This is a genomic window from Rhodococcus sp. NPDC055112 (assembly GCF_053607505.1).
Genome location: NZ_JBSGTR010000017.1, coordinates 29,867 through 45,168 on the forward strand (window position 1 = coordinate 29,867; position 15,302 = coordinate 45,168).

13 protein-coding genes are annotated in these 15,302 nt (G+C 68.3%); 6 read left to right on the forward strand and 7 right to left on the reverse strand.

Features of this window, described 5'->3' with window-relative positions; all coding sequences use genetic code 11:
- Positions 1 to 2 precede the first annotated feature (2 nt).
- Positions 3 to 845, reverse strand: a complete 843-nt coding sequence (locus ACWFRB_RS10915) for an NAD(P)H-binding protein (protein WP_452640924.1) — start codon at positions 843 to 845, stop codon at positions 3 to 5.
- Positions 846 to 968: 123 nt separating this feature from the next.
- Between ACWFRB_RS10915 and ACWFRB_RS10920 the strand changes: the two genes are divergently transcribed.
- On the forward strand, positions 969 to 1,568 hold the full coding sequence (locus ACWFRB_RS10920) for a TetR/AcrR family transcriptional regulator (RefSeq protein ID WP_452640925.1): 600 nt from the start codon (positions 969 to 971) through the stop codon (positions 1,566 to 1,568).
- Here ACWFRB_RS10920 and tgt read toward each other — a convergent pair.
- From tgt to ACWFRB_RS10940, 4 genes are all read right to left on the reverse strand, one after another.
- Positions 1,565 to 2,809 carry a tRNA guanosine(34) transglycosylase Tgt gene (gene tgt / locus ACWFRB_RS10925; protein ID WP_452640927.1) on the reverse strand — a complete coding sequence of 415 codons (1,245 nt, stop codon included), beginning with the start codon at positions 2,807 to 2,809 and terminating at the stop codon, positions 1,565 to 1,567. The two genes, ACWFRB_RS10920 and tgt, sit on opposite strands and share 4 nt — an antisense overlap.
- Positions 2,810 to 2,818: 9 nt before the next feature.
- A complete protein-coding gene (locus tag ACWFRB_RS10930) occupies positions 2,819 to 4,735 on the reverse strand; it encodes an ABC transporter ATP-binding protein (RefSeq protein ID WP_452640984.1) in 1,917 nt (638 codons plus the stop codon).
- Positions 4,736 to 4,740: 5 nt separating this feature from the next.
- Positions 4,741 to 6,474 (reverse strand): ABC transporter ATP-binding protein, encoded by a 1,734-nt coding sequence (locus tag ACWFRB_RS10935; protein WP_452640928.1) that lies wholly within the window; start codon positions 6,472 to 6,474, stop codon positions 4,741 to 4,743.
- Between the two features lie 61 nt (positions 6,475 to 6,535).
- A complete protein-coding gene (locus ACWFRB_RS10940) occupies positions 6,536 to 6,991 on the reverse strand; it encodes an RrF2 family transcriptional regulator (protein ID WP_452640929.1) in 456 nt (151 codons plus the stop codon).
- Positions 6,992 to 7,101: 110 nt separating this feature from the next.
- Between ACWFRB_RS10940 and ACWFRB_RS10945 the strand changes: the two genes are divergently transcribed.
- Together ACWFRB_RS10945 and ACWFRB_RS10950 are read left to right on the forward strand one after the other, a co-directional pair.
- Positions 7,102 to 7,176 carry a putative leader peptide gene (locus tag ACWFRB_RS10945; RefSeq protein WP_378500600.1) on the forward strand — a complete coding sequence of 25 codons (75 nt, stop codon included), beginning with the start codon at positions 7,102 to 7,104 and terminating at the stop codon, positions 7,174 to 7,176.
- Between the two features lie 93 nt (positions 7,177 to 7,269).
- Positions 7,270 to 8,388: an LLM class flavin-dependent oxidoreductase gene (locus ACWFRB_RS10950; protein ID WP_452640931.1), complete on the forward strand. Its 1,119-nt coding sequence runs from the start codon at positions 7,270 to 7,272 to the stop codon at positions 8,386 to 8,388.
- A 33-nt stretch (positions 8,389 to 8,421) separates the two neighbouring features.
- Here ACWFRB_RS10950 and ACWFRB_RS10955 read toward each other — a convergent pair whose 3' ends face one another.
- Positions 8,422 to 8,973 carry a TetR/AcrR family transcriptional regulator gene (locus ACWFRB_RS10955; RefSeq protein ID WP_452640932.1) on the reverse strand — a complete coding sequence of 184 codons (552 nt, stop codon included), beginning with the start codon at positions 8,971 to 8,973 and terminating at the stop codon, positions 8,422 to 8,424.
- A 159-nt stretch (positions 8,974 to 9,132) separates the two neighbouring features.
- Between ACWFRB_RS10955 and ACWFRB_RS10960 the strand changes: the two genes are divergently transcribed.
- Positions 9,133 to 11,292, forward strand: a complete 2,160-nt coding sequence (locus ACWFRB_RS10960) for an MMPL family transporter (RefSeq protein WP_452640933.1) — start codon at positions 9,133 to 9,135, stop codon at positions 11,290 to 11,292.
- An 80-nt stretch (positions 11,293 to 11,372) separates the two neighbouring features.
- On the opposite strand, the gene ACWFRB_RS10965 is transcribed toward ACWFRB_RS10960, so the two are convergent.
- The gene (locus ACWFRB_RS10965) at positions 11,373 to 11,837 is read right to left on the reverse strand and encodes a hypothetical protein (protein ID WP_452640935.1); all 465 of its coding nucleotides are present in this window, start codon (positions 11,835 to 11,837) and stop codon (positions 11,373 to 11,375) included.
- Positions 11,838 to 11,928: 91 nt separating this feature from the next.
- Between ACWFRB_RS10965 and ACWFRB_RS10970 the strand changes: the two genes are divergently transcribed.
- Both ACWFRB_RS10970 and ACWFRB_RS10975 read left to right on the forward strand, forming a co-directional pair.
- The gene (locus ACWFRB_RS10970) at positions 11,929 to 12,828 is read left to right on the forward strand and encodes a sterol desaturase family protein (protein ID WP_452640936.1); all 900 of its coding nucleotides are present in this window, start codon (positions 11,929 to 11,931) and stop codon (positions 12,826 to 12,828) included.
- A 161-nt stretch (positions 12,829 to 12,989) separates the two neighbouring features.
- Complete coding sequence (locus ACWFRB_RS10975; protein WP_452640938.1) at positions 12,990 to 15,299, forward strand: ATP-binding protein; 2,310 nt, start codon at positions 12,990 to 12,992, stop codon at positions 15,297 to 15,299.
- Positions 15,300 to 15,302 lie beyond the last annotated feature (3 nt).

The window sequence follows — 15,302 nt, forward strand, 5'->3', positions numbered from 1 at the left end:
GCTCACCGGAAGGCCTCGACGCTGCGCGCCGCCCACTCGGCGAAGGTCCTGGGCGGGCGGCCGAGGAGTCCCTCGAGGTCCGGGCTGACCTGCTGTTCGACCGGCGTCGGAGCGCCGAGGACGTCGAGTGTGCCGTCCACCACCGACTCCGGCATGAACCGCAGCATCTGGGCCCTTGCCTCGTCGCGGCTCTGTTCGGCGAACCCGACAGGCTCGCCGAGCGCCTGACCGATCGCGGCGGACCTCAGGCGCGGCGAGATCGGCGCGGGCCCGGTGAGAACGTAGGTGCGGCCTGCGTGGCCCGCCTCGCGCAGGACCACGGCGGCGGCCTCCGCGAGGTCGGCCGGGTCGACGTCCGGCAGTCCGACGTCGCCGAACGGCGCGGCGACCCGACGCTGCGAGCGAACGTTCTCGGACCATGCGAACGCATTCGACGCAAAGCCGGCCGGCCGCAGGACCGTCCACTCCATACCCGACGCCTTGACCGCGGTCTCGAATGCCACGAGGCCCGCGTGCGAGGGCGCGTCCGGCCGGGTCCCGGCGACCTGCGAGGACAGCAGGACCACTCGGCGAATCCCGCCTGCCCGCGCGACGTCGAGGATCCGGCTCGGGTTCACATCGGCCGCGAGAACCTCCCCGGAAACGAGGAGGAACAGCGCGTCCGCTCCCTCGACCGCGGCCCCGAGACTGTCCGGTTCGGTGAGATCGGCCTGCCGGTGCCTGACCCCGACTGGGACCGCGTCCGCCGACCCCCGAGAGACCGCGGTCACCTGCTCACCTGCTGCGACCAGGGCCGCCACCAGCGGCACGCCCACGGTCCCCGTCGCTCCCGTTACTACGATCATGACCAGCTCCCCTTCGTTGTTTTCTGAGGTCACACGCGTCGGTCGACACTCCTCAGAGTTAGTTAGTTGACTAACTTACTCTGAAGATAGCCGTTGGCGGCGTGGCTGTCTATAGTTAGTCAGGTGACTGACTCAGAGGACAGGGTGGGGTCGAGGCGCGGCAAGCGGGAACGCCTGGCGGAGGCCGCCGCCCAGGTTTTTCACGAGCAGGGCGTGGAGAAGACAACCCTCACCGACATCGCGCGCGCGGCCGACGTCCCGGTGGGCAACGTGTACTACTACTTCAAGACCAAGGACGAACTGGTCGGGGCGGCGATCGGCGCGCACGCACAGCGTCTCGAGGCGTTGATCGCCGCGCTCGACGCGCACCCCACTCCACAGGAGCGCCTCAAGGCGCTGGTGCGCGGATGGACGGAACAGCGTGAGGTCGCCGCGCGATACGGCTGCCCGTTCGGCACCCTGTCATCGGAACTCGACAAGCGCACCGACGGACTGGACCGCGACGCCGCCGAGGTCATGCGTCACCTGGTCGACTGGGCCGAGCAGCAGTTCCGGTCGATGGGCCGCCACGACTCCCGCGAGCTCGCGATCGCCTTGATCGCCGCCTACCAGGGCATTTCTCTGCTCACCAACACGTTCCGGGACCCCGAGCTCATGGCAGCCGAGGGCCTGCGACTGGAACGCTGGATCGACTCGCTCGCCGGAGCGGGCACGCCGGGCTAGACGCGGCTGGTGGCGTAGAACCGTCCCAACGTCTCCGACTTCAGATCGTCGAAGTAGCCGCCGTCGATGCTCTCCCGGATCCGGTCCACCAACCGGATGGTGAATCGTTCGTTGTGAATGGTCGCGAGGGTCGACGACAGCATTTCTTTCGATTTGAACAGGTGGTGCAGATACGCCCGCGAATAGTTCTTGCAGGTGTAGCAGTCGCACTCGTCGTCGATCGGGTTGTAATCGCGCCGGAAACGGCTCGTGTTGATGTTGAACCGTCCGGTGGTCGTGTAAATCGCGGCATTTCGCGCCACCCGTGACGGATTCACGCAGTCGAACGTGTCGGCCCCGTTCTCGATGGCGACGAACAGGTCGTCCGGCTCGCTGATGCCCAGCAGGTGCCGCGGCTTGTGCTCGGGCAGCTCCTCGTTGCACCACCGCACGATGGTCCCGAGGTTCTGCTTCTCCAGCGCCCCGCCGATCCCGTAACCGTCGAAGCCGTTGCCGGTCTCGCCGACGATCGACTCCAGCCCCCGGCAGGCCTTCCTGCGCAGGTCCTCGTACTGCGCGCCCTGCACGACACCGAACAGCGCCTGATACGGGCGGTGGCTGCGCTCGGCGGTCAGACGCTCGTGCTCGGCGATGCACCGCACCGCCCACGCCTGGGTGCGGTCGACCGACTCCTCCTGGTAGCCACGGGTGTTGAACAGGGTGGTCAACTCGTCGAACGCGAAGATGATGTCCGCGCCGAGCCGGTGCTGGATGCTCATCGAGATCTCCGGCGTGAACCGGTGCCGGGAGCCGTCCCTGTGCGACTTGAAGGTCACCCCGTCGTCGTCGACGTGCGCGAGCCGCTCCTTGCCGACGGCGATCACGTCGTCGGACTGGACCCCGACGGAGTCCATCGAGAGCACCTTCTTGAAGCCGACGCCCAGCGACATCACCTGGAACCCGCCGCTGTCGGTGAACGTCGGACCGGGCCAGTTCATGAACCGGCCAAGACCGCCCGCCTCGTCCACGATGTCCGGCCCCGGCTGCAGGTACAGGTGATAGGCATTCGCCAGAACAGCCTGCGTGCCAAGTTCTTTCATCGTTTCCGGCAGCACAGCCTTGACGGTGGCGTTGGTACCGACCGCGATGAACGCCGGGGTCTGGATCTCACCGTGCGGAGTGTGGATGGTGCCGGTACGGCCAAGGCGGCCCGGCAGCCGGGTGCCGAGGGTGAAGAAGGGTTGGCTCACCGTGTCATCCAATCAGCCCGTTCACACGGCCGCCTCGGCCGGTCCGACGAACTGGCTGTTGTAGAGCTCGAAGTACGCCCCACGCCGGGAGAGCAGTTCCTCGTGGGTGCCCTGCTCGACGATGTGGCCCTCCTCCATCACCACGATCAGGTGCGCGTCGCGGATGGTCGAGAGTCGGTGCGCGATGACGAAACTCGTCCGGTCGCTGCGCAGCGCCGCGGTGGCGTGCTGGACGAGTAGCTCGGTGCGGGTGTCCACCGAACTGGTGGCCTCGTCGAGGATCAGGATCGACGGTTGCGAGAGGAACGCCCGCGCGATCGTGATGAGCTGCTTCTCGCCTGCGCTGACATTGCCGCCCTCCTCGTCGATGACGGTGTCGTATCCCGCAGGCAGCGAGTGCACGAAACGGTCCACGTAGCTCATCCGGGCCGCCTCGCGAATCTGTGCCTCGGTGGCGTCCGGGTGACCGTAGGCGATGTTCTCCCGGATGGTGCCGCCGAACAACCAGGTGTCCTGCAGCACCATCCCGATACGGGACCTCAGGTCGTCGCGCGTCATGGTGGTGATGTCGGTGCCGTCCAACCTGATTCGCCCGGAGTCCACCTCGTAGAACCGCATGATCAGGTTCACCAGGGTGGTCTTGCCTGCCCCGGTCGGTCCCACGATCGCCACCATGTGTCCCGGCTCGGCGGTGAGCGACAGGTTCTCGATGAGGGGCTGCTCCTCCTTGTAGCGGAACGACACGTTCTCGAACTCGACGTGACCGCGGCGGACCACCGGCGTGGTGGGCGACGCGGGATCCGGCGACTGCTCGTCCTCGTCGAGGAGCGCGAAGACCCGCTCGGCGGACGCGACGCCGGACTGCATCAGGTTGGTCATGGCACCGATCTGAGTGAGCGGCTGGGTGAACTGACGTGAGTACTGGATGAAGGCCTGCACGTCGCCGAGGCTCATCGACCCGGACGCCACCCGCATGCCGCCGACCACCGCGACGGCCACGTAGTTGAGGTTGCCGAGGAAGTTGATCGCGGGCATCACCATGCCCGAGATGAACTGCGCATGGAAACCGGACTGGTAGAGCTGCTCGTTCCGCTCGTCGAAGGCGGCCCCGACCTCGCGCTGGCGGCCGAATGCGGTCACCAGCTCGTGCCCGGTGAAGGACTCCTCGATCTGCGCGTTCAGCGCGCCGGTGGTGGTCCACTGCGCCACGAAGTGCTTCTGCGACCGCTTCGCGATCAGCGTGGTCGCCAGCACCGACAGCGGCACGGTCGCCACCGCGACCATCGCCAGCAGCGGTGAGATCCACAGCATCATGGCCAGGATGCCGATCACCGAGAGCACGGACGTCAGCAGCTGGCTGATCGTCTGCTGGACGGTCTGGGCGATGTTGTCGATGTCATTGGTGACGCGACTGAGCAGGTCGCCGCGGGGGTTGGTGTCGAAGTAGCGCAACGGCAGCCGGTGGATCTTCTCCTCGACGTCCGCGCGCAGCCGCATGATGGTGCGCTGCACCACGATGTTGAGCACGTAGCCCTGCACCCAGCTGAACAGCGAGGCCGCCAGGTAGATCACGAGCACGACGGCGAGCACCCGGCCAAGCGCGCCGAAGTCGATCCCGGTGCCCGGCACCACGTCCATCGAGGACACCATGTCCGCAAAGGTGTTCTGCCCCTGTGCCCGCAGCTCGTCGACGGCCTGGTCCTTGGTGAGGCCCGCTGGCAGCTGCCTGCCGACGACACCGTCGAAGATGATGTTGGTGGCGTGCCCGAGGATCTTCGGGGCCACCACGCTGAGCACCACGCTCATCGCAGCCAGGGCGAGGACCAGCCCGACCGCGAACTTGTCCGGGGACAGGCGCCTCAGCAGACGCCGCGCGGACGGACCGAAGTCCATCGGCTTCTTCGACGGCGGGCCCGCGGCGGCCATCGGGCCGCGCATGGCGCTCACGACGCCGCCTGCGCGGCGAGCTGGGACGCGACGATCTCCGCGTAGGTCTGACATCGGTCCACGAGCTCGGCGTGGGTGCCTATCCCGACGACGGCACCGTCCTCGAGCACGATGATCTGGTCGGCCTCGATGATGGTCGAGACCCGCTGCGCGACGATGATCACGCAGGCGTCCCTGGTGACCGGCGCCATCGCGGCCCGCAGCCGGGCGTCGGTGCTCAGGTCCAGCGCGGAGAACGAGTCGTCGAACAGGTAGATCTCCGGTTCCCGGACCAGGGCCCTTGCGATCGCCAGCCGCTGCCGCTGACCGCCGGAGACCGTGGCGCCGCCCTGCGCGATCGGGGACTCGAGGCCGCCCGGCATGGCCCGGACGAAGTCGGCGGCCTGCGCGATCTCCAGACATCGCCACAGCTGGGCGTCCGTCGCGTCCGGCCTGCCGTACCGCAGGTTGCTGGCCACCGTCCCGGAGAACAGATACGGCTTCTGCGGGACCAGGCCGATCGAGGAACGCAGCTGGTCGGGGTCGATGACCCGGACGTCGGCGGCCCCGACGCGGACCTCGCCGCCGGTGACGTCGATCAGCCGCGGGATCAGGTTGAGCAGGGTGGACTTGCCGGATCCGGTGCCACCGATGATGGCGGTGGTCATCCCGGGTTCTGCCAGGAAGCTGACGTTCCGCAGCACCGGCGCCTCGGCGCCGGGGAAGGCGAAGGTCGCCCCGCGCATCTCGACGATGCCGCGCTCGCGCCAGCTGGTGAGCGGCTTCGGCGAGGCCTGCACCGAGGGCTCGGTGTCGAGGACCTCGGTGAGCCGCTCGGCACACACCGAGGCGCGCGGCAGGATCACGGCGATGACGGTCACCATCATCACCGCCATGAGGATCTGCATGATGTAGGAGAGCACCGCGGTGAGCGAGCCGATCTGCATGGAGCCCTTGTCGATCAGGTGGCCGCCGAGCCAGAGCACCACGACGCTGGTGACGTTCGCGATGAGCATCACCATCGGGAGCATCAGCGCCATCAGCTTGCCGACCCGCAACGCGGTGCCTGCCAGGTCCTCGTTGGCCGCGCCGAAACGCCGCATCTCGTGCGATTCACGGACGAACGCCCGGACCACCCGGATGCCGGTGATCTGTTCGCGCAGGACCCGGTTGATGGCGTCGATGCGCGACTGCATCAGCCGGAACTGCGGCACCATCTTCGAGATCACCAGGTACATCGCCACGCCGAGCAGCGGGACCGCGACGGCGAGCACCCAGGCCAGGCCCTGCGACTGACGGATCGACATGACGATGCCGCCGATGCCCATGATCGGTGCCGCCACCAGGATGGTGCAGCTGATCACCACCACCATCTGGATCTGCTGGACGTCGTTCGTGCTGCGGGTGATCAGCGAGGGCGCCCCGAAGTAGCCGACCTCACGCGCGGAGAAGCGGCCGACCTGGTGCACGACCGCGCCGCGCAGGTCACGGCCCATGCCCATCGCGGCGCGGGCGCCGAAGTACACGGCGCCGATGCTGCACGCGACCTGTAGGCAGGTGATGAGCAGCATCGTGCCGCCGGTGGAGAGCACCACACCGGTATCGCCCTTGGCGACGCCGTCGTCGATGATCTCGGCGTTGAGGCTCGGCAGATACAGCGTGGTCAGGGTCGAGATCAACTGGAGCGCAACGACACCCGCCAGGTCACCCCCGTATGGACGCAGGTAGGTGCGCAGCAGTGAGTACAACATAGACCTCGAGGCTACCAATCGGCCGCCGCGATCGGCGGCATACACCGGGCGAACCCGCAGCTCAGCGCCTCCGCCATGCCTCCGGGTCGGCCGTGAGCCGCTCGACGAATCCGGGCAGGCTGCCCCCGGCGATGTCGGCGACGGTGACGCCCTCCAGGACGGCCCGCAGGTTCACCCGTACCGCGATCCACACGTCGAGCAGTGGGGCGGCGGGCCCGTCGTAGTGCACCTCCTCGGGGCGCTGGCCGCGCACCGAGGCCAGCGGGCCCTCCACGGCTCGGATCACGTCGGCGACGGTGATCTCGGCGGCGGGCCGGGCCAGCCAGTACCCGCCGTCCGGGCCCCGCCTGCTGTGCACCATGCCCGCCCGGCGCAGGTCGCCGAGGACGGCCTCGAGGAACTTGTGCGGGATCGTCTGCGCGTTCGCGAGGTACTCCGCCTTCGCGTGCGACTCCCCCGCCGCGGCCAGTTCGACCAGGGTGCGCACGGCGTAGTCCACCTTCGCGGTGATGTGCACGGCTTCCCCCTCGCCTCACCGGTCCGTCCGGCGGTTGATTCCTACCATCACGGTATGAAATTGGGCAAGCGCAGTTGACAGGCCGCGTACGGCACTGCCAGCCTGGACGCATGTCCGGCAACCCTGCGCTCACGGTGCGACGCCACGTCGACCTCCTGCGCGTTGCCGCCGCGCTCTGTCGGTAGCGATCCACCCCGCTCCCCTTCCCCCGACCGGGCCCCACCTGCCGGTCGACCGGCAGGCGCCGCCCGCCGCACAGACATCTCGGAGCACCCTTCATGAGCATCGACCTGCACTGGTTCCTGCCCACCGCCGGCGACGGCCGCGGCATCGTGGACAACTCGAACTCCTCCACAGCCGATCCAAGGACGGCCGGGAACCGGGCCCCGACCCTCGAGTACCTGACCCAGGTCGCCCGCGCCGCCGAGCAGGCCGGGTTCACCGGCGTGCTCACCCCGACCGGGACGCACTGCGAGGACGCCTGGCTGACCACCGCCGCGCTGATCCCGCTGACCGAGCGGCTCAAGTTCCTGGTCGCGTTCCGGCCCGGGGTCATCTCGCCGACGCTGGCCGCGCAGATGGCCGCGAGCTACCAGCGCCTGTCCGGCGGGCGACTGCTGCTCAACGTGGTGACCGGGGGCGACTCGCAGGAGCAGCAGAGTTACGGCGACTGGCTGACCAAGGACCAGCGCTACGCCCGCACCGCCGAGTTCCTGCAGGCCCTGCGCGGGACGTGGGGCGAGGCCCCGTTCGACTTCGACGGCGAGCACTACAAGCTGGTCGGCGCGACCACCTCGGCGCCGCCGAACCCGGTGCCGCCCATCTATTTCGGCGGCTCCTCCGCGGCGGCACTGCCGGTGGCGGCGGGGCACGCCGACGTGTACCTCACCTGGGGCGAGCCGCCGGCACAGGTGGCCGCGAAGATCGCCGCGGTCCGCGAGCACGCCGAACGGGCCGGGCGCACGATCCGGTTCGGCATCAGGCTGCACGTGATCACCCGCGACACCTCGAGTCAGGCGTGGGCGGTCGCCGACGCGATGCTCGCCGGCCTCGACCCCGGCGCCGTCGCCGAGGCCAGCGCCCGGTTCGCGCGGTCCGAGTCGGAGGGACAGCGGCGGATGGCGGCCCTGCACGGCGGCAGCACCTCGTCGCTGGAGATCTCCCCGAACCTGTGGGCCGGCATCGGGCTGGTCCGCGGCGGGGCGGGCACCGCGCTGGTCGGCAGCCACGAGGAGGTCGCGGACCGGATCGAGGAGTACCACTCGCTGGGGCTGGACGAGTTCGTGCTGTCCGGGTACCCGCACCTGGAGGAGGCGTACTGGTTCGGCGAGGGGGTGCGGCCGATCCTGGCGCGCCGGGGCCTGCTGGCGGGTGAGCGGGCGCTGATCTCGGTGTGACGGGCGGTCGGGGGCGTCTGCGGTCGGCCGGACCTACAGCCGCAGCACGCCCATCGCCGCGTCGAGCAGCACCCGCCCGAGCTCCTCGTCGTCGGCGTCCGGCACCGCCAGGTTCGCCGACAGCGCCGTGTTGAGCACCTCCAGCGCCGCGACCGCGCGGATCGTGGACTCCGCGGGGGCGTCCGGGCCCGCCAACCAGATGTTGATCCGCCGGGTGATCTCGATCAGTTCGGGCAGGATCGGGCCGAGGGTTGCGCTCATCGCCGAGGCGTCCCTGACGAACAGCGATCCCTCATCACGATGATTGAGCAACCCGATCAGGTAGCGGCGCAACACCTCCCGGATGCCATCCGCGGTGTGCGGCGCCTGATCGAGCGCGTCGGCGACGTCGCGCATGACGAACAGGATCGGGGTCACGATGGCCAGGAGCAAGTCGGCCTTGGAGGTGTAGTGGTAGTAGAGCGAGGCCTTGGTGATGCCGACCTCGTCGGCGATCTCCCTCAGGCTGGTCTGCTCGACGCCCTTGGCGATGAACTGTCGAAGCGCGGCCTCCCTGATGGCCGACCTGGTATCTCGCGCGCCCATCGTCGACCACCTCTCCTTCGGTCCGGTCCGAACACACCGGCACCTTAAGGCCCCGCACAGCGCGGCGACGAATCATTCCAGTTGTCGGTCACCCACGTGGGTGCGTAGTCTACCTACCGCACGGTAGGCAAACTTGCAGAACGCGGTGTGGAGGGGCACATGTTCGGGAAACTTGCTCGATTCGTTGTACACAATCCATGGAAGATCATTGCGGCGTGGATCATCGCCGCCGTCGCGGTCGTGGCGCTCGCGCCAACGCTGACCGACGTGCTCAACAAGGAGCAGTCCGGATTCCTGCCGGACACCTACGAGTCAATTCAGGCACAGCACCTCGCCGAGGAGCAGTTCGGTAAGTCCGAGGACGCCACGGCGACCATCGTGATCAAACGCGAGGACGGGCAGCCGCTCTCGGCGGAGGACCAGGCCAAGATCGAGGGCCTGGCAGGCGCGATCAACGCGACCGGTATCGAACGGGTCGTCGGCGCCGAGACCGGACCGCAGGCGCTCGCCGAGAACAAGGAAGTCCAGCTGGTCAGCGTCGGGCTCCAGGGCCTGCCCGACGAGAAGCCGGTCGGTGAGGCAGTCAAGGAGATCCGCAAGGTCGGTGGGGAGAACCTCGCGGACAGTGGCCTGCGGATGTCGGTCACCGGTGACGCCGCCCTCATGGTCGACAACGAGGAGGCGTTCAAGAACGCCGAGGCGATCATCGGCATCGTCACGGTCCTGCTGATCATCGGGCTGCTGCTGGTCATCTACCGCAGTCCCGTCGCGGCCCTGCTGCCGATCGTCTCGGTCGGCATCGTCTCGTCCATCGCGCCCGGCATCATCGCCCTGGTCGCGAAGGGCACCGGCCTGCAGGTCGACCAGTCGCTGCAGATCATCCTGACCGTCGTGCTGTTCGGCGTCGGCACCGACTACATCCTGTTCCTGCTGTTCCGCTTCCGTGAGCGGCTGCGAGCGGGCGAGGAGAAGACCACCGCGCTGATCCATGCGGTCGAGCGGGTCGGCGAGGTCATCGCCTCCGCTGCGGGCGCCATCATCGTGGCGTTCTGTGCGCTGCTGCTCGCGATCTTCGGCGCGTTCCGCAGCCTCGGCCCCGGCCTGGCCATCGGCGTCGGCATCATGGCGCTGGCCTCGTTGACGCTGATCCCCGCGATCGTGTCGCTGATCGGCACCAAGGTGTTCTGGCCGTCGAAGTCGTGGCAGAAGGAGCCCAAGGGCACCGTCTTCGCCAAGCTCGGCGCGTTCACCGGCCGCCGCCCCGGCGTCGTGGCGCTCGTCTCCGGCGGGCTGCTCGTCGTGATGGCGCTCGGCATGTTCGGCTTCAAGACGGACTACGACCAGCTCGGTCAGCTGCCGTCCACCACGGAGTCGGCACGCGGCATCAAGGACCTGCAGTCCGGCTTCCCCGCGGGCGCACTCAACCCGACGCTGGTGTACCTGCACTCCACGAACGGCACCCCGTTGGACCCGGCCGAGGTGGAGCGGGTGGCGCAGGAACTGACCACCTCCACCGGCATCGGCGGCGCCATGCCGGCGAACGAACAGGGCGGCCTCGCACTCGTCTCCAAGGACGGCAGCACCGCGCAGATCAACCTGCTGCTGGAGTACAGCCCGCAGTCCAACCAGGCGCTCGACGCGATCGACCCGCTGCGCGAGGCCGCGCACGCCGCCGCGCCGGAGGGCACGGAGGTGCTGGTCGGCGGGCCGACCGCGGCGTTCACGGACATCCGCGACGCGAACAACCGCGACCTGTCGGTGATCTTCCCGGTCGCGGGCGTGCTGATCGCGCTGATCCTGGGCCTGCTGCTGCGTTCGCTGGTGGCACCGCTCTACCTGATGGCGTCGGTGGTGCTGGTGTTCTTCTCCACCATGGGCGCGACCGCGTTCCTGTTCACCGTGGTCGGCGATCGGCCCGGCATCTCGTTCTCGCTGCCGATCATGCTGTATCTGTTCGTGGTGGCGATCGGGACGGACTACAACATCCTGATGATCGCGCGACTCCGGGAAGAGGCACGCGAGGGCCGAAGCCCAAGGGAGGCAGCCCGATTGGCCATCGCACACGGCGGGCCGTCGGTGGGCGCCGCCGGCATCATCCTCGCGGGCACCTTCGGGTCGATGCTGCTGTCCGGGATCGCCTTCATGACCGAGATGGGATTCGCTGTCGCCCTGGGCATCCTGCTCTCGTCGTTCGTGATGTCGATGTTCCTGGTGCCCTCGATCACCGCGCTGCTCGGCCACAAGGCCTGGTGGCCGGGGCACGGTGACGCCGTCACCGCAAGCCGCCCCGACGAGGATCTGGAGCCCGCGCGGGTCTGACCCCGCCGAGCCGGGAACGACACAGGGCCCGCCCTTTCCGTCAGCACGGAATGGGCGGGCCCTGCTCGTTGTCGAAGGGACTAGCTTGCCCAGGCGGCCCTGTGGCTGTCGGCCGGCTGTGCCGGATCCCAGTTCTCGCCCTGGAAGTTGGTCGTGTGGACGGTGTCTCCGCCGACCTCCGTGACGGTCAGCACCCCGATCATGGATCCGAGCAGCGACGGCTTGGCGGTCACGGCGATCGCGGAGGCGGTGTCCTTGAGCGCGTCGCCGTCGAGGTCGCTCGCGCAGACCCGGACTGTGAGATCCACGGTCGACGGGGTCTGTCCGCTGTTCAGCTTGGTGACGGCACCGTCGACGGTGACGCCTGCGGGCAGCGCCGCGGACTTCGCGATCACGGTGGCGGTGGGGTCGTCGGCGCTGGCGTCGCCGGGGCAGGTGGCGGTGGGAGCGGCGGAGGCCTCGGCCGCGGACGAGGTGTCCTCGGAGCTGCAGCCGGCAAGAAGGAGAGTGGCCCCGAGTGCGAGGGCGGTCACAGTGCGTTTCACCCGGTCATTGTGGATGCAAATGTCGGCGCCCGCATCACGGGGGGTGAACATCCGGTGACAGGGCCCCGTGTCGCCGGTCACACTGCTCTACATGTGGGAATCCCTGCCGGAATGGTGGAACTCGCTGCCGAGGCCGTTGCGCGACCCGGTCGCGTTCGCCATTCCCTTCTTTGTCCTGTTCCTCGCCCTGGAATGGACGGCGGCCCGGTACCTCGCCGCGCCCGACTTCGGCGCGGACGGGCGGGCTCATCCCCCGCGCGGCGGCTACGACGCCGTGGACGCGCGGACCAGCATCTCGATGGGCGCGGTGTCCGTGCTGACCAGCGCGGCATGGAAGGCCCTCGCCCTGGTCGGGTACGCGGCGATCTACGCGTATCTGGCACCGTGGCATCTGCCGGTGGACGCCTGGTACACCTGGGCGATCCTGATCGTCGGCGTCGACCTGTTGTTCTACTGGTACCACCGGATCGCCCACCGCACCCGGATCGTGTGGGCCACGCACCAGGCGCACCATTCCAGCGAGTACTTCAACTTCGCCACCGCGCTGCGACAGAAGTGGAACAACAGCGGCGAGATCCTGATGTGGATCCCGTTGCCGCTCATCGGGATCCCGCCGTGGATGGTGTTCGTCGGGTTCTCGGTCAACCTGGTGTACCAGTTCTTCGTGCACACCGAGCGGGTGGACCGGCTGCCCCGGCCGTTCGAGCTGGTGTTCAACACGCCGTCGCACCACCGGGTGCATCACGGGTGCGACCCCGAGTATCTCGACAAGAACTACGCCGGAATCCTGATCGTCTGGGACCGCATCTTCGGCACCTTCACTCCCGAGACGCACCGCCCCACCTACGGGCTGACCACCCCGGTGCGCACCCACAACATCCTCACGCTTCAGGGGCACGAGTACGCCGCCATCGGCCGCGACGTGCGCGCCGCCGGGTCGTGGCGGGAGCGGTTCGGGTACGTGTTCGGCCCGCCGGGGTGGACGCCGTAGGGAAACCAGGACACACCTGCCGCTCGCTTGCAGGCCGAGATGCCCTCCAGCGGCGCTGGTGCAGCAACGGCACTTCCTTGACCGGTGGTCGATACTTGCTGGATGGTCGTTGACGTGGATTCTGCAGAAACGGGCCTCCTGTGAGCGTGGAAACTCTGCCGGTGGAGCTGACAACCTTCGTGGGCCGCAAGGCCGAGCTGTCCGAGGTACGCAGAGCCCTGTCGGCCTCTCGGCTGGTGACGTTGACCGGCATCGGGGGGGTCGGGAAGACCAGGCTCGCCCTGAGTGCGGCCGAGGCGGAGCGGAGGGCCTATCCCGATGGGGTGTGGCTGGTCGAACTCGGCGAGCTGCGCGATCCGACGTTGGTGGTCGAGCTGGTCGCCACCAGCGTCGGGGTGAACAATCGCTCGGCCCGCCCGTTGCTCGAGGTGCTCGTCGAGGTCCTGCACCCGAGCACGGGACTGCTCATCCTCGACAACTGCGAGCAGCTGATCGCGTCCGTGGCCGAGCTCGCCAAGAAGCTGTTGACGACCTGCCCGAATCTCCACATCCTCGCCACCAGCAGGGAACCGCTCACCATCGGCGGTGAGTCCGTGGTCCGGGTCGACCCCCTGACGACGCCACCAGCGGACCACCCACTCTCACTTCGGAACTCGGGTCATTTCGATGCCGTGTCGCTGTTCGCCGAACGGGCTTCGTTCGTGCTCCCGGATTTCGAACTCACCGGCGACAACGTCAACGCCGTCGCACAGGTCTGCACCCGGTTGGAGGGGCTGCCGTTGGCGATCGAGCTGGCGGTGGCGCGACTGAAGGTGCTCTCACCCGAGCAGATCCTCCAGCGGCTCACCGACCGATACACCCTGCTGACCCGCAGCCGCAGGAACGCCCCGACCAGGCAGCAGACCCTCCTATGGTGCATCGGCTGGAGTTACGACCTGTGCACCCCCGCCGAACAACAATTGTGGGCTCGGCTGTCGGTGTTCGCAGGCAGTCTCGACCTCGATACGGCAGAGGCCGTGTGCGCCGAGGAAGGGGCTGAGCAGGATCTGGTCGACACCCTGGCCTCTCTGGTCGACAAGTCGATCCTGATCCGTGAGCAATCGGGCGGTGGGGTTCGCTTCCGATTGCTGGAAACCGTGCGGGACTTCGGCCGCGAGAAGCTCGACGACGCCGGCCAGCGTCTGGCCCTGCGACGGCGACACCTGGACTGGTACCTGCAGTTGGCACTGGAGGCGGACGCCGCGTGGAGCGGTCCGGACCAGCTCGATTGGACCGCACGCCTCGCCCGGGACCTGCCGAATCTGCGCGAGGCCCTCGACTTCAGCCTGTCCGAGTCCGGCGAGAGCGCGCTTCGGATCGCCGCGGCCATGGGCAAGTTCTGGCTCTCCCGTGGGCTCCTCAGCGAGGGGCGGTTGTGGCTCGACCGAGCTCTGGCTCGGACATCCGATGAGTCCTCCCTCCACCGGGCCAACGCGCTGTACAACGCCTCCATCCTGGCCGCAACCCAGGGGGACCTGGAGGCCGCGACCGCTCGACTCGAGGAAGGCCGCGCCCTCGATGCACGGCGAGAAGACCCGATCCTGCACGTCGACGCCGTGATCATCGAGACGTTCATCGCGCTCCACCGGGGTGAGATCGATCGAGACCTGGCACCCCTGGAAGAGGCCATCGAAATCTCGAGGGCGCGCGGGGACTTCAGACGGCTCGTCGAGGCGCTGTTGGTGCTCGGTTTGGCTCGCCAGGCACGCGGCCAGGTCGCAGAGGCTGTCGCCTGCCACGAGCAGGTTCTTGCCGCCAATGAGGCGCACGGCGGGACGGTGTACCGGTCGTATGCGCTGTTGTCGATCGCAACTGCCGTGCGGGGTCAGGGTGACAACGATCGCGCGGTGAAATGTCTCGAAGAGGCGCTTCGGTTGATGCGGGCGGGAGAGGACCCGGGCTCGGCGGTGACATGTCTGCAGCAACTGGCCTGGATAGCCAGCGAGCAGCACGAACCACGGCGGGCCGCCGTGCTGATGGGAGCCTCCGATGCGCTCGGCCGTGCCGCAGGCACCGTCACGGTGCGCTTCCCCGACCTCCATGTCCATCCGGACGAGTTCACGCGGAACGTCAGTGGGTCACTCGGCGTGCCAGGATACGAGGCTGCCTACCGCGAGGGCGGCGCGTTGGACTTCGGCGGAGCGATCGCCTTTGCCCTGAGAGAGCAATCACACGAGGAGACCCCGGCCGCTCGACACCTGGCCGGTCTGACCGAACGTGAACGCGAGGTCGCCGATCTGATCGCCGATAGCCTGACCAACAAGGACATTGCCGATCGACTGGCCATCTCGAAACGCACGGTGAACGGGCACGTGGAACACATCCTGGCCAAACTGGGGCTTTCCTCGCGCACACAGATCGCGGTCTTGGTGGTCCAGAACAAGCGAGGCGAGCATGACGGACAGCGCTGCGGCCCTGGGGACGCGACCTGACGC